Genomic DNA, 17,147 nt, shown 5'->3' on the forward strand with positions numbered 1-17,147 from the left:
ACCCCCATGACCGTCATCCCCTTCACCTCCGACTGGCAGGTGCGCGAGCCCGTCGGGCCCTTCACGGGCGTCTTCGGTGAGACCGGGACCCGCGCCGTGCGACTGCCCCACGACGCGCTGCGGGACGAGGCGCGCACGCCCGACGCGCCCGGCCGAGGCGCGGGCGCCTACTTCCCGCGCGGGGCCTACACCTACCTCAAGACGTTCGAGGTGCCGGAGGAGTGGCGCGGCAGGACGGTCGCCCTCGAGGTGCAGGGCGCGTTCCGCCGTGCGCAGGTCTTCGTCGACGACGAGCTGGCGGGCAACAGGGCGGACGGCTATGCCCGCTTCCTCGTCGATCTCACCCCGTATCTGCGGTTCGGAGGCACCTCGACGCTGCGCATCGAGGTGCGCGCGGGGGAGGACTCGCGCTGGTACTCCGGCGCGGGCCTCCACCGCCCCGTCCAGCTGCACGTGGACGAGCCGGTGCACATCGTGCCGGACGGCGTCCGCATCGGCACCGTGCGCATCGAGGACGACCAGGCGGTCGTCGAGTACGCGACGAGCGTGCGCAGCACGGAGCGCACGACGCGCACCGTGCGCATCCGCTCGGAGGTGGTCGCGCCCGACGGGGCGGTCGTCGAGCGCGACGAGACGCCGATCACCCTCGCACCCGGCGAGACGGGCGTCGTCCGGCAGCGCTTCTTCATCGCCGATCCGCTGCTGTGGGGGCCGGAGAACCCCGCGCTGTACCGCTCGTCGGTGCGCATCGTCGACGGGGGCGACGCCGTCGAGCAGCGTTTCGGCATCCGCACGATCACGGTTGACCCGCGCAAGGGCCTGCGCATCAACGGCGAGCCCGTCCTGCTGCGCGGCGCGTGCGTGCACCACGACAACGGCCCGCTCGGCGCCGCCGCGATCGGCCGCGCCGAGGAGCGCCGCATCGAGCTGCTGCGCGACGCGGGATTCAACGCCATCCGCGCGTCGCACAACCCGGTGTCCGTCGCGATGCTCGACGCCTGCGACCGGCTCGGCATGCTCGTCGTCGACGAGGCGTTCGACATGTGGACGCGGTTCAAGACCCCCTACGACTACGCGGCGGAGTTCCCGCAGTGGTGGGCGGCCGATCTCGAGGCGATGGTCGCGAAGGACCGCAACCATCCCAGCGTCATCCTGTACTCCCTCGGCAACGAGATCGCCGAGGTCGGCACGCCGCACGGGGCCCGCTGGGCGCGGCGGATGGCCGAGCACGTCCGGGCGCTCGATCCCTCGCGGCCGATCACGAACGGCGTGAACGCCCTGCTCGCCGCCATCGACGAGGTGCCGCAGGTCGTCGAGGAGCTGGGCGGGCTCAACGCGGCCGCGACGGGAGGCGACGACCTCTTCAACGCCGTGGGGGCGAGCGATGCCGCGAGCGCCCGCATCGAGGAGTCGAGCGCGGTGCTCGACGTGCTCGGGCTGAACTACGCCGATGCGCGATACGCCGCCGACGCGGTTGCCCACCCCCACCGGGTCATCGTCGGATCGGAGACGTTCGCCGCGCAGATCGGCAGGCTGTGGCCGCTCGTCGTCGCGAACGACAACGTCATCGGCGACTTCACGTGGACCGGCTGGGACTACCTCGGCGAGGTCGGGATCGGCTCCGTGCAGTACGCCGACGACCCAGGCGCCTCCGGGCAGCTCGAGCGCGAGTTCCCGTGGCTCACGGCGTGGTCGGGCGACCTCGACATCACCGGATGGCGCCGGCCGGTGTCGTACTACCGCGAGATCGTCTACGGTCTGCGGTCGGAGCCCTACATCGCCGTTCGGCGGCCGTCGCGTCACGGGGTCGAGGTCGTGAGCCCGTCGCCGTGGGCGTGGAGCGACTCCGTGTCGTCGTGGACGTGGACCGGCTTCGAGGGCGCGCCCGTCGAGGTCGAGGTCTACGCCGCGGGCGATCGGGTCGTGCTGCTGCTCGACGGCGCCGAGGTCGGTCGCGCCGAGGTCGGCGCCGAGCGGCCCCGCCTCGCCGTCGTCTCCACGACCTACCGACCGGGTGAGCTCACGGCGGTCGCCTACGACGGCGACGTCGAGGTCGGGCGCACGGCCATCCGCTCGGCGGGCACGCCGCGTCTCACGGCGACGGCCGACCGCGTGCACCTGGCGGCCGGCGACGCCGACCTCGCGTTCGTCGCGATCGAGTTGCGCGACGCCGACGGCGCGCTCGCGGCCGACGCGGAGGCGGACGTCGAGGTGACCGTCGAAGGGTCAGGCGTGCTCGCGGGGATGTGCAGCGCGAGACCCGCGACGACGGAGCGGTTCGACGCGTCGACCTGGCGCACGTTCGACGGGCGCGCGCTCGCCGTCGTCCGACCGGACGGCGAGGGCGACATCACGGTGCGCGTGCGTGCAGCAGACGAGGAGGTCGTGCTCGCGCTGCGAGCGGGCTGACGGCGCGCCGACCGCCGCTGTCAAGGGACCCGACAGGAGCGACGGCGCGGGCGACGATCGGTTCATGCTCCGGTTCCTCGGTCGTTCGCTCGCCGTCGGCTTCCGCGCGCTGCAGCGTGTCCGGGGGGACAGGCCCATCCACACCCGCGGTCTCGCGCTCGCCGGCACGATGCGGGTCGTCGACCCGGCTGCCTGCGGATGGCCCGCGTCCGCGGCCGGGGCGGTGCTGCCCGTCGCGGCGCGCCTGTCGCGGTCGATCGGCGTCCCGGCGCCGCTGCCGGACGTCGTGGGTCTGGCCATCCGGATCGGCGACGGCGAGCGCGACGTCGACCTCGCGTTCGCATCCACGGGTCGCGGGTCCCTGGGGCGCTTCGTGCTCAGGCTGAGGTCGTCGCCCGCCGCGGGATGGCTGACGACCCTCTTCCCCTACCTCGCCGACGACGGGTCGCGCGTTGTGCTCGGTGTCCGTCCCCTCGCGCCCCGGGCGCTGCCGGCGTCGTTCCCCGGCACGGCGCGCGCGTTGCGCGGGGAGCCGTGGCGGCTCGGACTGTGCGCGGCGACGCCAGGGGGCGCGTGGCAGCCGATCGCGCTCCTCGAGCTGCGTCCGTTCGCGGGGCCCGGCGACATGGACCTGCGCATCGACGTCGGCCGGAACCGTCCCGCGGGTCTCCGGGTGCCGCGGTGGGCGCGCGATCTCCGCGAGCCGGCCTATCGGGCGGTGCAGGCGCGTTCCGCGGGGTCGGCGCGCGCGTGATTGTGCCACTCGATGTGGCGTTCCGATACCCCCACCGCGAGTGACGCACGGCGTCACGGTTCTCAACGGGCCGTCACAGCGGATGGCGGTGGCGGCCCGGTCGCGTAACCTCGCTGCATCGCGACGTGCCCGAGAGGTCGAAGGGAACGGGTTCATACCCCGGTGCTCGCAGGTTCGAATCCTGCCGTCGCGTCGAACGATCCCGCCTGAGGGGAGGCGGGGCGCTCTCCCCGTCCCGCGTAAGGTGTCGTGTGTGGGCGGCGGCGAGATCACGGGCGCGGAGGCGCAGCTCGACGGCGTGACGGCGCCGAAGCAGAAACGCAGCGCCCTCGCGTTCTCCCGCGTGAAGCAGGCCGCGCTCGACCTCATGTGCGACCCCGATACGGTCGACTTCCGTCTCGCCGACGTCAGCCGGGCCGCCGGGGTCTCCATCGGGTCGATCTACGCGCGCGTGCAGGGCAAGGCCGAGCTCGTGCGCCTCGTGCAGCGCGAGGAGCTCGAGCGCCTCAATGCGGAGCTCGACGCCATCGGGGCGGAGGCCGAAGGGCATCCGTCTCTCGAGGCGGCCGCGGATGCGATGGTGCGCGGCTACGTGCGCGCGCTCGCCGAGCGCGCCGACCTCCTCCGCTACCTCGCATGGGTGTCGACCGGCGACGCCGAGATCCGCCGGCAGGGGAGGGCATCGGAGCAGGCTGCGCGCGGGGTCTTCGTGCGCGTGCTCCGCGAGGCGTGCGACCGTGCGGGGATCGCCGTCGCGGACGACGACCTCGCGTGGTGCTTCCAGCTCGTCAACGGCGTGCTCGCCCACAGTCTCAGCCTCAACACGCTCAGGGCCGACCAGCCGGTCGAGCTCGAGAACCGAGACGGCATCGCGGGGCGACTCTCCGTCACGATCATCGCGTTCCTGCGCCGCGACTGACCGGCTTGCGAGTGCTCCTCTCCCCTTCTATCCTCTATATGTGAACTAGAACGCTAGTTCTATTTCACCGTTCGAGGGAGAGAAATGACCACCGGCCCCACGACCGCCGTCGAGATCACCAAGGTCGAGTACCGCGGAGACTCCCGGTACTCGCCGACCCCGACTCCTCGGCTCACCTGGACGACGCGGTCGTCGGCGGGCGGATGGCTGCAGGCCTGGGCCGAGCTCGAATGCGCGGGCGAGGTCGTGCGCGTCGACGGGCGCGACTCCGTGCACGTCGACTGGCCGTTCGCCCCGCTCGCGCCGCGCGAGACGCGGCGCGTGCGCGTGCGGGTCGCCGGCGAGGACGGCGGCGTCTCCGACTGGAGCGATGCGCGCGCGATCGAAGCCGGGTTCCTCGGCGACGGGGAGTGGACCGCGCGGATGATCGGCCTGCGGGCGCCGGAGCGCGTCGCCCACCCCGGGCTCTTCCGCACGACCTTCGCCGTGCGCGAAGGGCTCGCCAGGGCGACGCTCTACTCGACGGCGCAGGGCGTGTACGAGGTCAGCCTCAACGGCTCCGACGTCGACGACGAGACCCTCAAGCCCGGCTGGACGGCCTACCAGTGGCGCCTCATCCACGAGTCCCTCGACGTCACAGCGCTCCTCGCGCCGGGGCCGAACGCGATCGGCATCCGGCTGTCGGGCGGATGGTTCTGCGAGCGCTACGGATTCGGCGAGGCGGCCGTGCCGTTCTACGGCGCGCAGCCGTCCGCCGCCCTCATGCTCGTGCTCGACTACGCCGACGGCACGACGCAGACCGTCTCGACCGACGGCACCTGGCGAGCGCAGCCGCACGGCCCGACGATCGACGCGGGCATCTACGCCGGCCAGCACGACGACCTGCGCCTCGCCGAGCCGGGATGGGACACGGCCTCGTTCGACGACGCCGGCTGGGAGCCGGCGGCCGTCGTCGACGGCGCCGTCACGCCGATCCCGCGGTCGGCGCCGCCCGTGCGGCGTGTCGACGCGCTGCCGGTCCTCGCCCGGACGACGGCGCCGTCGGGGGAGACCGTCCTCGACTTCGGGCAGAATATCTCGGGGCGTCTGCGCATCAGCGCCGACCTGCCGGCCGGCACGAAGGTCGTCATCCGGCACGCGGAGGTGCTCGCCCCCGACGGAGAGCTCGAGCGCGCGTCGATGGGGCACGCCGACACGACCGACTCGTTCATCGCGCCCGGCGGGTCCTTCACATGGGAGCCCTCGCACACCTTCCGCGGGTTCCGGTACGCCGGCATCAGCGGCTGGGCGGGATCGCCCGACGACGCCGCCTTCACGGCCGTCGCCGTCTCGAGCGACCTCGAGCGCACGGGCTGGTTCGACTCGTCGCACGAGCTCGTGAACAGGTTCCATGAGAGCGTCGTCTGGGGGATGCGCGACAACTTCGTCTCGCTCCCCACCGACTGCCCGCAGCGCGACGAGCGCCTCGGATGGACGGGCGACATCATGTGGTTCTCGCCGACGGCCGCGACGCTGTTCGACGTCGACGGCTTCCTCGCGAACTGGCTCGGCGATCTCGCGGCGGAGCAGACCGACGACGGCGTGGTCATCCCGTTCGTCGTGCCGAGTCCGCTGCCGGCCGTGGCGACCGCGTTCACGAGCCCCGCGGCCGCGTGGGGCGATGCGGCCACGGTCGTGCCGGCGGTGCTCCACGAGCGCTACGGCGACCGCGGCATCCTGGAGCGGCAGTACGCGAGCATGACGGCATGGGTCGACCGCATCGCGTCGATCGCCGGCCCGTCGCGGCTGTGGAAGGGCGGGTTCCAGTTCGGCGACTGGCTCGACCCGTTCTCGCCGCCCGAGTTCCCCACCGAGGCCAAGGCCGACGCCGAGCTCGTCGCCACGGCGTACTTCTTCCAGTCGGCCCGTCTGCTCGCCGAGATGGCGGCGGCGATCGGCCGGCGAGCCGATGCCGACCGCTACACGGCGCTCGCCGCCGAGATCAAGGCGGCGTTCGGCGCCGAGTACGTCACGCGGGGCGGGCGCGTCGCCTCGGAGGCGCAGACCGCGTACGCGCTCGCGATCGTCTTCGGCCTCGCGGAGGACGAGGAGACGCGGCAGCGGATGGGCGATCACCTCGCCGCGCTCGTGCGCGAGTCGGGGTTCCACATCGGAACGGGGTTCGCCGGCACGCCGTTCCTCACCGAGGCGCTCACCGCGACGGGCCACCTGCTCGCCGCCGACCGGATGATCACGCAGACCGAGTGCCCCTCGTGGCTGTATCCCCTCACGATGGGGGCGACGACGGTCTGGGAGGCGTGGGACGCGCTGCGCCCCGACGGCTCGATCAACCCGCGTGCCGTCTCGTTCAACCACTACGCGTTCGGGTCGGTGGTGGACTGGCTCTACCGCGTCGTCGCTGGCATCGGCCCCGCCGAGCCGGGCTATCGCACGATCGAGATCGCGCCCGTGCCGCTGCCGTCGTTCGACCACGTGTCGGCGACCCATCGCACACCGTACGGCGACGCGTCGGTGCGCTGGCGTCGGGAGGGAGACTCCGTCCGGATCTCGGCGGACGTCCCGGCGAACACGACGGCCGTCGTCCGGCTGCCCGACGGGACGGCCCCCTTCACGATCGGCTCCGGCGCGCACGAGTGGACCGTCGACCTCGTGGTCGGCCATCCGCGCGTGGAGCGTCTCAGCCTCAAGACGGGCCTCGCCGACATCATGGAGGACCCGGGAGCGTACGCGGCCGTGCTCGGCGCGCTCGACGCCCACGTTCCGCGGGTCGGCCAGGCGCTGCGCACGCACCACACGCGCTGGCGGCGCGGTGAGCCCCTCGAGGTGAGCATCTTCGTCATGCCGCCGCGCGTGCGCGCCGCGATCGACGCCGAGCTGGCGGAGTACCGTCCGAGCGCCGGGTGAGGCGTCGGCCGGGTCATCGAGCGAGCGCCAGCGAGTCGACGCTCGTCGACTTGTTCGAATGTCGGTGGCCACGGGGATGATGGTCTGTATGTCATCAACGAAGCCGCGGTTCTCGGATTCATCGTCGTGGGAGGCGACGGATGAGGAAGCGCGTACGCTCCGGATCGTGCGGGAGACGGTGCTGGATGCGCGTGCCGCGCACGCGCGGATCGATGCGATCGAGGCGGGCGCGTTCGCGGCGGCGGCGCGTGTCGCCGAAGCGCAGACGGGGCGGTGCGCGGATGGGTCGGAGTACGCGTTCCCGTGGCGGTCCGCCGCTCTCGAACTCGCCGCCGCCCTCCATCTCGCCCCCGGTGAGGTGGAGGCGCGTCTCCGGCATGATCATGTCCTGCAGTCGCGGTTTCCGATCGTCGCGGCCGCGCTCGCCGACCAGGTCGTCACGCGCCGCCAGGTCGACATCATCCGGGAGCACGGCGAGAACCTCCGCGAAGTCGTGCTGGAGGAGTACCAGCACCGGGCGTTGACACATGCGGAGGAGGCGACGCCGGCGCAGCTGCGGGTGTTCGTGAAGTGGCTCGCCGGAGAGCTCGACCCCGAACCTCTTCCCGAGCGGCACGTTCGCGCGACGTCGCGGCGGGGCACGCGGGTGCGTCCGCTCGATGACGGGTTGGCGGAGTTCGTGCTGGTGGACGAGGCGGCGAAGATCACCGCGATCCAGGACCGGCTGACCACGACCGCGAAGACGATCGCGGCGGAAGAGAAGCGGATGGCCGCGGAGGAGAGGAGGCGCCGCGCCGCTGCCGGGCCGGGCACTGTGCCCGCGGCGCGTCCCGGTGTGTTCGCCAGGAACGCGTTCGGGATGAGGGTCGCCGCCGACGGCGTCGCCGTCGACACGCGCGACCGCACCCACACTGGTCCGGTGAACGGCGACCGTCGTACCGTGCGGCTCACGCTGCCGGGTTGCTCGATGGTGCGGGAGCACGTCGAGGTGTTCCACGACGGCACCTGGTACCCCCACGACGATCCCGCCCTGCCTCTTCGCCCGACAGCGGAGCAGCTGGACGCCGCGACCGGGCGCGTCCACGACGCCCGCACGAGGGATCAGATCCGCGCGGACCTCGCCACCGACCTCCTCCTCACAGGGGCGCCCACGACCCACACGATCGACGGGTCGGCGGAGAAGGTCGCCGCGATCCGCGGCACGGTGGCGGTCACGATCGCCGCGACCACCCTCGCCGGCCTCGACGACGGGCCCGCGATGCTCGCCGGGTACGGACCCATCCCCGCCGACATCGCCCGCCGGTTCGCGGCGGACGCCCCCGGATGGGAGCGGATCTTCCAGAACCCCGACACCGGTGCCCTCCACACCGTCGACCACTACACGCCCACCGCCGCCATCCGACGCCTCGTCGAACTCCGTGACGGGACCTGCCGGGCCCCCGGATGCATGCAGCCCGCGCACCGGTGCGAGAAAGACCACACGGTCGAGTGGGAGCGCGGCGGACCCACCTGCGCGGGGAACCTCTCCGCGCTGTGCAAACCCCACCATCTCCTCCGGCACCACACCCCCTGGAAGATCCACCAGCCGGAACCGGGGAAAGTCGTGTGGACGAGCCCCCTCGGGTTCGAGTACGCCACGGATCCGCCGCCGCAGACCATCCACACCGGACGGCATTCACCCGTCGGCGCCCTCCATCCACCTGGGAGAAGCATGCCCGGCCGGGCACGCACGCCCGTCGACCCGGACATCGCCGACGACCTCGACTGGACCGACGACAGCCACGACGACGACCCGCCACCCTGGTGACCGTCGGTGAGCGCTGCCGAGCGATCGCTGCTTCGAACGGCTGCCGGTATCCGTCACGTCCGCCTCGCAGGTCGACTCGCGACGTCTCGACGCGTTCGTGCCTCGCTTCCTCCACGACCAGGAGAAGGGGAGCATCGCACCTAAGCTCGTCCCGTGAGACACGGCATCGTCATCCTCCCGCAGCGCGACTGGCCGGCGGCCGGCGAGCTGTGGCGCCGAGCCGAGGCCTACGGCTTCGACCACGCCTGGACGTACGACCACCTGTCGTGGCGCAGCCTCGCGGGGGAGCGGTGGCACGCCACGGTGCCGACGCTCACAGCGGCCGCCATGGTCACATCGCGCATCGAGCTCGGGTTCTTCGTCGCGAGCCCGAACTTCCGCCATCCGGTGCCGTTCGCGAAGGAGCTCGCGACGCTCGACGACATCGCCGGAGGGCGCGTCCTGCTCGGCGTCGGGTCGGGCGGCACGGGCTTCGACGCGTTCGTGCTCGGGCAGAGCGAGCTCACCCCGCGCGAGCGGCACGAGCGCTTCGTCGCGTTCGCCGACGCGCTCGACGTGCTGCTGCGCCACGAGGGCGACGCGGCCGAGGGCATCTCGTTCGACGAGGGCTGGTTCACGGCGCGAGACGCGCGGATGGTCGGCTCGCCCGCGCGTGCGCCGCGCATGCCGCTCCTGCTCGCCGGCAACGGACCGCGCGCCATCCGCTACGCCGCGTCGCGCGGCGACGGATGGGTCACCACGGGCGGCCCCGAGGAGGACCCGGCGGAATGGTGGCGCGGGGTCGCCGCGCTCGCGCGCCGGTTCGACGAGGCCTCCGAGGCGCGCCCCGGCCTCGCGCGCATCCTGTCGCTCGACAGCGGCGGGCGGTACTCGCTTGCGAGCGTCGCCGGGTACGAGGAAGCCGTCGGGCGCGCCCGCGAGCTCGGCTTCACCGACGTCGTCGCCCACTGGCCGCGCGCGAACGGGATCTACGCCGGCGACGAGTCGGTGCTCGATGCGATCGCCGAGCGGCTTCCGGCGTTGCGCTGAACGCGACCCGCTACCGCTCCCAGGCCCGCCGGGACAGCAGCCGGAGGCCGTTGAGCGCGACGACGACGGTCGATCCCTCGTGGCCGGCGACGGCGAGGGCGAGGGGCAGAGTGCCGACGAGGTCCCAGACGACCAGCACCGCGATGAAGGCGGCCGCGATCGCGAGGTTCGCCACGACGTAGCGGTGGGCCCGCCGAGACAGGCGCAGAAGCTGCGGGATGGTGTCGAGCTCGTCGCGCACGATGACGACGTCGGCGCTCTCGATGGCGAGGTCCGATCCGCGCCGCCCCATGGCGACGCCGGTGGAGGCGGCAGCGAGAGCGGGGGCGTCGTTGACGCCGTCGCCGACGAGCATGACCCGCTCGCCGCGCGCGGCGAGGTCCTGCACGATGCGCGCCTTGTCGTCGGGCAGCAGCGCCGAGCGCACGTCGACGACGCCCGTGGCCGCAGCGACGTTCATCGCGGCCGCGGTGCCGTCGCCCGTCAGCAGCATCGGCGGTCTCGCGGTCGCGTCGCGGACGGCGGCGACCGCCGCCGCGGCGGCGGGGCGGACGGCGTCGGCCAGCGTGATCACGCCGGCGACGGCACCCGACACGCGCACCTCCACGAGCGTGCCGGCGGCGTCGGCGTCATCGGCGCGCACGACCTCGATCTCGCGGCCCTCCACCACGCCCACGACGCCGCGCCCCGGGAGCGCGCGGAACCCCGCGACGGCGGGCACCGGCATCCCGCGCGTCTCGGCGGCGCGCACGATCGCCCGCCCGAGCGGGTGCTCGCTCATCCGCTCGACCGCGGCGGCGAGGCGCAGCAGTCCGTCGGCATCGCCATCCGCTGCCTCGATCGAGACGACATCGGGCGCGCCCTCCGTGAGGGTGCCGGTCTTGTCGAAGGCGACGAGCGTCGTGCGGCCGAGGCCCTCCATCGCCGTGGCGGTCTTCACGAGCACACCGCGCCGCCCCGCGTTCGCCATGGACGCGAGGAGCGGCGGCATGGTCGACAGCACGACCGCGCACGGGGACGCGACGATCATGAAGGTGATCGCACGCAGCAGGGCGGCATCGAACGCCTCCCCGAAGGCGAGCATCGGAACGGCGAAGACGAGCAGGGTCGCGATGACGACACCCATCGAGTAGCGCTGCTCGACGGTCTCGACGAAGAGCTGGGTACGGGCCTTCGTCTCCGAGGCCTCGGCGACCATGCGCGCGATGCGCGCGACGACCGAGTCGGATGCGGGGCGCGTGATCTCGACGGTCAGCGCTCCCGTGCCGTTGACCGTGCCGGACAGCACGTCGTCGCCGACACCGCGCACGACGGGCACCGACTCGCCTGTGACCGCCTGCTGGTCGACCTCGCTGGCACCGGTCACGACGACGCCGTCGCCCGCGATCCGCTCTCCGGGGCGGATGAGGATTGTCTGCCCCGGGACGAGCGATGCGGACTCGACCTCGCGGATGCCGCCGCCCTCGTCGATGAGCGCGGCGCGCTCGGGGGCGAGGTCGAGGAGCGACGAGACGGCGTCGGCGGTGCGCTGCGTGACGACGGCCTCGAGCGCGCCCGACGTCGCGAAGATGACGATGAGCAGAGCGCCGTCGAAGACCTGGCCGATCGACGCGGCAGCGATCGCGGCGACGATCATGAGGATGTCGACGTCGAGCGTCCTCTCGCGCAGCGCCCGGAGGCCCGCGAGCGCCGGCTCCCATCCGCCCGCGGCGTAGCAGGCGAGATAGAGTCCCCACGAGACCGCCGTCGGGGCGCCGAGGGCCTGCGCGGTCCATCCCGAGAGGAAGAGGAGGAGCGCGAGCGCCGCCCACCGCACTTCGGGGAGCCGGGCCCCGGTCGCGAGGAGCGGGCGGCGGGGGCGTGCGACCTCCCGTTCGAGCGCGAGCGTCATGACTGCGCCGTCCGCGGATGGGTCCCGTGCTGCGGGTCGTCGACCGTGTGCTGCGCCTGGAAGACGCCCTCCGTCACGAGCCGCCTGGCGTGCTCGTCGACGAGGCGGTAGTACATGGTGGTGCCGTCGCGGCGCGCGCGGACGAGCCGCCCCATCCGCAGCTTCGCGAGGTGCTGAGAGACGACGGTCGGCGTCTTGCCGACGACCTCGGCGATGCGCGACACGGAGAGCTCGCCTTCGCGCAGCGCGAGGATGATGCGGATGCGCGTCGGGTCGGAGAGCAGGCGGAAGATCTCGGCGGCGATGTCGACGTACTCGCTCTGCACGTCGAACGTGCATCCCTTCGTATCTTCATGCATGTGAAGATTATCGCACGGGAAAGGGCCCGGGCGCGCTGCGCCCGGGCCCCAGGGCGGGTCAGCCCACCGTCCAGCGCTGCGTCGCGCTCGCGGCGTCGCACACGGCCAGCGCGACCCCCCACTCCGTCTCCGGAGTCGCGAGGCACAGCGACGGATCCGCGATGCTCGCGATCGCGCCGTCGGCGCGCAGCTCCCAGCCCTGCGTCGCGGCGCCGCTGCAGTCCTCGATGGCGAGGGCTGATCCGGCGGCGAGGGTGCCCGCGACGTCGACGCACATGTCGCCGTACATCGACAGCGCGCCGTCGTCCTCCGGATGGAAGGACTGGTTGGCGCCGCCGTTGCAGTTCCACAGCCCGAGCGTCGTGCCGGGTGTCGTCGACGCCCCGGGGATGTCGATGCACACGCCGTGCTGCTCGCTCCGGATCGGTTCTCCGGGAGGCGCGGGCGGCAGGTCGTTCAGCTGCTCCGTGCGGAGCAGGCCCCAGCCCCACTGGATCTGGGCGAGCCCCGAGGCGTTCGTCACCTCGAGGTCGCCGTCGGCGGCGATCTCCGTGAGCGTGTACGAGTCGCCCGAGCGCAGGCCCGGCCAGTAGACGACGCCCATGCCCTGCTCGCGCGCGACCTCGGTGAGAGCACCGAGGTACGACGTCGAGACGTCGCCCGAATGGTTGCCGTAGTTGAGGCCCGTCGTCATGGGCGAGCCGGCCTCGCTCACGAGCGTGCGCCATCCGTACCCGCCGATGCGCGGCAGGAGGTTCGCCTTCCACTCGTCCTCTGTCGTGTGATTGGCCCAGAAGCCGTAGAAGTGCAGCGACAGCAGGGTGCCGTCGAGCTCTTCGGCGGCGCCAACTCCCGTGACGTCGTCGTTGTAGCCCGTGCCCGAGACGATGACGCGGGAGCGGGGCACGTCGGCGTGGCGGTCGAGCCAGCCCGCCGAGAGGTCCACCCACTCGTCGAGCGCGTAGCCGAACGGCTCGTTCATGATCTCGAAGGACACGTGCGGGTTGCGGCCGTACGCGTCGACGACCTCGTCCCACATGGCGTCGAAGGCTGCCGGGTCGTCGACGCGCCCGTCCTTCGCGTCGTCGGCCTCCCAGTAGCTGAGGATGACGTCGAACCCGCGGCGGGTCGCGGCGTCGATCGCGCCGCGGTACGACTCCCACCAGTCGGTGCCGACGCTCCAGGGGTTGATCGGCAGGCGCACGGTGTTCGCGCGCAGCTCCGAGCGGAACTCCGCGACGATGTCGGACGCCTTGTCGTAGGTCGTGCGGTAGTCGTCGTCGACGCTCAGGCCGGATGGCACGACGGCGTCGTCGGCATAGTTGTCGCGCGGATCGGCCCAGTTCACCCCGCGGAACTCGGAGGTGCCTGCCGGCCCCCGTGACGGTGCGGCGCCGGCGGAGGCGGCGAGGCCGCCCGACAGCAGGATGCCGATCGCCACGGCGATCCCGAATGCCCTCTTCATCGGATGGATGCTCCCTTCCGGCGCGTCGTCGCGCCGTCTCGCCGGATGCCGCGCCTCGTCATCGATGGTTGCGCAAACATCCCGGTATCCCCGACCGTAGCGGACAGCATCCGTTATGTCGCGGACGAAGCGGCTACTCAGTCTTGCCAAGTACCGCTACTCAGTGTTACCGTCTAGTGGTAGTCAGCAACACAGAGTAGAGAGAGGCGGCTCATGGGGAATCAGATGACCGAGATGCTCAAGGGCACTCTCGAGGGCATCGTGCTCGCGATCCTCGCCGTGCGCCCCGCGTACGGGTACGAGATCACGGCGCAGCTGCGCGATCAGGGGTTCACCGACATCGTCGAGGGCACGGTCTACGCGCTGCTCGTCCGCATCGAGCAGAAGGGCCTCGTCGACGTCGAGCGGGTGCCCTCGGAGAAGGGCCCTCCGCGCAAGGTCTACACGCTGAACCCGCAGGGGCGGGAGCAGCTCGCAGAGTTCTGGAGGACGTGGAGCTTCCTCGCAGAGCGCATCGGACAGCTCCACGAAGGAGAGAAGTGATCATGGCGGCGAAGTGGATCGAGGCCCTCACGGGCTCGCTCGAGCAGAAGAAGCAGTACCGGCAGTACCGGGCGCGCGTCGAGGCGCTCCCCGAGCCCTACGCGGCGGTCGCGAAGGCCGTCGACCGGTACCTCATGTACCAGGGCGGCGTGACCGACGGCGAGACGATGGTGAGGATGCTCGACGACCTCGCCGATCTCTTCGACGGGGCGGCGGCCGACGGCCTGGCGATCCGCGACATCGTCGGGGAGGACCCCGTCGAGTTCGCGGAGGCGTTCGTCCGCGCCTACACGACGCGCGAGTGGATCGACAAGGAGCGGGCCCGCCTGCGCAGGACGGTCGACGAGGCGACAGGAGACGGACGCCCATGACCGCGGTCATCGAGGTGCGCGGCGTCGCGAAGGCCTATGGAGACCTGGCCGTGCTCCGCGGCGTCGACTTCGAGGTCGAGCGGGGCACCGTCTTCGCCCTCCTCGGTTCCAACGGCGCGGGCAAGACGACGCTCGTGCGGATTCTCTCGACCCTGCTGTCCGCCGACGCCGGTTCGGCGTCGGTGGGCGGCGCGGACGTCGCGAGCCAGGCGGCGCGGGTGCGCGAGACGATCAGTCTCACGGGTCAGTTCGCCGCCGTCGACGAGGTCCTCACGGGGCGCGAGAACCTCGTACTCGTGGCGCGGCTGCGGCATCTGCCGGATCCCGCGGCGGCGGCCGACGACCTGCTCGCGCGGTTCTCGCTCGTCGAGGCGGGTGGCCGCAGGGCGGGCACCTACTCGGGTGGCATGCGGCGCCGCCTCGACATCGCGATGAGCCTCATCGGCGACCCCGCCGTCATCTTCCTCGACGAGCCGACGACGGGCCTCGACCCCGAGGCGCGCATCGAGGTGTGGCAGACGATCGAGGAGCTCGTCGGACGCGGCACGACCGTGCTGCTCACGACGCAGTATCTCGAGGAGGCCGAGCGCCTCGCCGACCGCATCGCCATCCTGCATCGCGGTCGCATCCTCGTGGACGGCACGCTCGCCGAGCTGAAGCGGCTGCTGCCGAGCGCGAAGGTCGAGTACATCGAGAAGCAGCCGAGCCTCGAGGACGTGTTCCTCGCCCTGGTCGGCGAGAAGGAGGAGGAAGGATCATGAGCGTCCACGTCATCGGCGACACCGCCGTCCTTACCGGGCGTTCGCTGCGCCACATCACGCGCAGCGTCGACACGATCATCACGACCGCGGTCACTCCGATCGCGCTCATGCTGCTGTTCGTCTTCGTGCTCGGCGGCGCGATCGACACCGGCGGCGGGTCGTACATCGACTACCTGCTGCCGGGCATCCTGCTCATCACGGTCGCGTCTGGCATCGCCTACACGGCGTACCGGCTCTTCCTCGATCTGCAGGGCGGCATCCTCGAGCGGTTCCGCTCCATGCCGATCGCGCGGTCGGCCATCCTGTGGGCGCACGTGCTCACATCGGTCGTCGCCAACCTCGTGTCGGTGGCGGTGGTCGTCGCGGTGGCGCTCGTGCTGGGGTTCCGATCCAGTGCGGGCGTGGGCGGATGGCTCGCCGTCACGGGCATCCTCGCCGTGTTCACCCTCGCGCTCACGTGGGTCGCGATCATCGCCGGGCTCACCGCCAAGACCGTGGACGGCGCGAGCGCGTTCTCGTACCCGCTCATCTTCCTGCCGTTCATCAGCTCGGCATTCGTGCCGACCGCGTCGATGCCGGGGCCCGTGCGGTGGTTCGCCGAGAACCAGCCCGTGACGTCGATCGTGAACTCGATCAGGGCGCTGCTGACCCGGCAGCCGGTCGGCGCCGACCTGTGGGTCGCGCTCGCATGGTGCGTCGGCATCCTCGTCGTCGCGTACGCCGTGTCGCTCGCGGTCTACCGGCGCCGCTTCGCGTGAGGCGTCATCCGCCAGCTCGTCGGCCGAGGCGGATGCGCCAGGCCGTCTCGCCCGCCGCGACGAGCACGAGGACGGCCGTCACGGCGATCGCCGTCGCGAGCGCGCCGGCGAAGACGCCGGCGAGCGCCACCACGGGGACGGCGATCACGCCCGCGAGCTGCGCGCGAGGCACGCTGCGCTCGAGCATGCGGCGGAACAGCACGGAGCCGAGCAGGAAGAGGAAGGGGCCCGTCGTAAGGGCGAGCGCGCTCGCGACACCCGTCTCGTCGGGATGCGAGAGCGCCTGCTTGTCGCCGACCGAGAGCATGACGACCCCGCCGACGATGAGCAGGTGCACCCAGGTGTAGGCGGTGCGCGTGAGCCGGCCAGGGGCATCCGACCGCTCGATCGCCTCCGCGCCGACGCGCTCGCCGTGGTCGAAGTAGATCCACCACGCGGCCGCCGCCGACACGAAGGCGCACGCCATCGCGACGATGCCTTCCGGCGACGATTCCTCGTCGACGAACGAGAAGCCCGAGACGAGGAGGCCCTCGCCCAGCGCGATGAGCACGAAGAGCGATGTGCGCTCGGCGATGTGCGCGCCGGACAGATCCCAGCGTTCGAGCGTGACGCGCCCCCGCCGCGGCATCGGATATCCCGTCAGGGTGCCGACGAACTCCACGCAGAGGGCGGCGATCCACAGGGGCAGCTGGGCGGGGAGGGGGAGCAGCGCGCCGGCGATCCAGAGCGCCGACCCTCCCGCCGTCCAGGCGAGGATGCGCCGGAAGTCGTCGGAGATCCCCGTGTCGTGCCGCGCCGTCGCCCAGACCATGAACGCCGAGCGCCCCACCTGGAGCGCGACGTAGGCGAGCGCGAACGTCCACGCGCGGTCGCCGAACGACTCCTTCACGGCGACCGCCATGAGGAGCGCGAGGAAGGCGAGTGCCACGACGGCGCCGCGCACGGGCAGCCTCGCCGGGTCGAGGGTGTTCGTCACCCAGGTCGTCGAGACCCACGTCCACCACACGGCGCACAGCAGGATGGCGCCCTCGAGCGCGCCGAGCGGCGTGCGATGCGCGAAGAGGTAGCTGGAGAGCTGGGTCAGCGCGAAGACGAAGACGAGATCGAAGAACAGCTCGACGAACGCCACCCGGTCGGCGCCGCTCGCACGCAGCACGTCGCGGCGCAGACCGGGCAC

At 72.2% G+C, this 17,147-nt stretch carries 14 protein-coding genes and 1 tRNA gene; 11 read left to right on the forward strand and 4 right to left on the reverse strand.

The annotated features are described in order from the left end of the window. Positions 1-6: 6 nt before the first annotated feature. The 7 genes from ABD998_RS13965 to ABD998_RS13995 all read left to right on the forward strand — a co-directional run bounded on the left by ABD998_RS13965 (position 7) and on the right by ABD998_RS13995 (position 9,822). A complete protein-coding gene (locus tag ABD998_RS13965; protein WP_345440244.1) occupies positions 7-2,409 on the forward strand; it encodes a glycoside hydrolase family 2 TIM barrel-domain containing protein in 2,403 nt (800 codons plus the stop codon). Positions 2,410-2,473: 64 nt separating this feature from the next. Beyond that, complete coding sequence (locus ABD998_RS13970) at positions 2,474-3,163, forward strand: hypothetical protein (RefSeq protein ID WP_345440247.1); 690 nt, start codon at positions 2,474-2,476, stop codon at positions 3,161-3,163. Positions 3,164-3,282: 119 nt separating this feature from the next. Beyond that, a tRNA-Met gene (locus tag ABD998_RS13975) sits at positions 3,283-3,356 on the forward strand. Positions 3,357-3,416: 60 nt separating this feature from the next. Then, complete coding sequence (locus ABD998_RS13980) at positions 3,417-4,082, forward strand: TetR/AcrR family transcriptional regulator (RefSeq protein ID WP_345440250.1); 666 nt, start codon at positions 3,417-3,419, stop codon at positions 4,080-4,082. An 84-nt stretch (positions 4,083-4,166) separates the two neighbouring features. Beyond that, on the forward strand, positions 4,167-6,986 hold the full coding sequence (locus tag ABD998_RS13985) for an alpha-L-rhamnosidase (protein ID WP_345440253.1): 2,820 nt from the start codon (positions 4,167-4,169) through the stop codon (positions 6,984-6,986). Positions 6,987-7,074: 88 nt separating this feature from the next. After that, the gene (locus ABD998_RS13990) at positions 7,075-8,793 is read left to right on the forward strand and encodes an HNH endonuclease signature motif containing protein (RefSeq protein ID WP_345440256.1); all 1,719 of its coding nucleotides are present in this window, start codon (positions 7,075-7,077) and stop codon (positions 8,791-8,793) included. Between the two features lie 153 nt (positions 8,794-8,946). After that, the gene (locus tag ABD998_RS13995; RefSeq protein WP_345440259.1) at positions 8,947-9,822 is read left to right on the forward strand and encodes an LLM class flavin-dependent oxidoreductase; all 876 of its coding nucleotides are present in this window, start codon (positions 8,947-8,949) and stop codon (positions 9,820-9,822) included. A 10-nt stretch (positions 9,823-9,832) separates the two neighbouring features. On the opposite strand, the gene ABD998_RS14000 is transcribed toward ABD998_RS13995, so the two are convergent. From ABD998_RS14000 to ABD998_RS14010, 3 genes are read right to left on the reverse strand one after another with little or no spacing between them, the layout of a single operon-like run. Then, complete coding sequence (locus ABD998_RS14000) at positions 9,833-11,713, reverse strand: heavy metal translocating P-type ATPase (protein WP_345440262.1); 1,881 nt, start codon at positions 11,711-11,713, stop codon at positions 9,833-9,835. Then, on the reverse strand, positions 11,710-12,072 hold the full coding sequence (locus ABD998_RS14005; RefSeq protein WP_345440265.1) for an ArsR/SmtB family transcription factor: 363 nt from the start codon (positions 12,070-12,072) through the stop codon (positions 11,710-11,712). Before ABD998_RS14005 ends, ABD998_RS14000 begins: the two co-directional genes overlap by 4 nt. Positions 12,073-12,130: 58 nt before the next feature. After that, positions 12,131-13,537, reverse strand: coding sequence for a ricin-type beta-trefoil lectin domain protein (locus ABD998_RS14010; protein WP_345440268.1), 1,407 nt, complete (start codon positions 13,535-13,537; stop codon positions 12,131-12,133). Between the two features lie 213 nt (positions 13,538-13,750). Here ABD998_RS14010 and ABD998_RS14015 point away from each other — a divergent pair, with 213 nt between their 5' ends. The 4 genes from ABD998_RS14015 to ABD998_RS14030 are packed head-to-tail and all read left to right on the forward strand — an operon-like array spanning position 13,751 to position 15,970. Then, positions 13,751-14,080 carry a PadR family transcriptional regulator gene (locus ABD998_RS14015; protein ID WP_345440271.1) on the forward strand — a complete coding sequence of 110 codons (330 nt, stop codon included), beginning with the start codon at positions 13,751-13,753 and terminating at the stop codon, positions 14,078-14,080. 2 nt (positions 14,081-14,082) lie between these two features. Further along, on the forward strand, positions 14,083-14,451 hold the full coding sequence (locus tag ABD998_RS14020) for a DUF1048 domain-containing protein (protein WP_345440274.1): 369 nt from the start codon (positions 14,083-14,085) through the stop codon (positions 14,449-14,451). Further along, the gene (locus ABD998_RS14025) at positions 14,448-15,212 is read left to right on the forward strand and encodes an ABC transporter ATP-binding protein (RefSeq protein ID WP_345440277.1); all 765 of its coding nucleotides are present in this window, start codon (positions 14,448-14,450) and stop codon (positions 15,210-15,212) included. Before ABD998_RS14020 ends, ABD998_RS14025 begins: the two co-directional genes overlap by 4 nt. Continuing rightward, entirely contained in the window at positions 15,209-15,970 is a 762-nt protein-coding gene (locus ABD998_RS14030) for an ABC transporter permease (protein WP_345440280.1), read from the forward strand. The genes ABD998_RS14025 and ABD998_RS14030 overlap by 4 nt, the downstream gene beginning before the upstream one ends. Before the next feature lie 4 nt (positions 15,971-15,974). On the opposite strand, the gene ABD998_RS14035 is transcribed toward ABD998_RS14030, so the two are convergent. Continuing rightward, entirely contained in the window at positions 15,975-17,147 is a 1,173-nt protein-coding gene (locus ABD998_RS14035; RefSeq protein WP_345440283.1) for a low temperature requirement protein A, read from the reverse strand.

The sequence above is a fragment of the Microbacterium gilvum genome, assembly GCF_039543865.1.
GTDB lineage: Bacteria > Actinomycetota > Actinomycetes > Actinomycetales > Microbacteriaceae > Microbacterium > Microbacterium gilvum.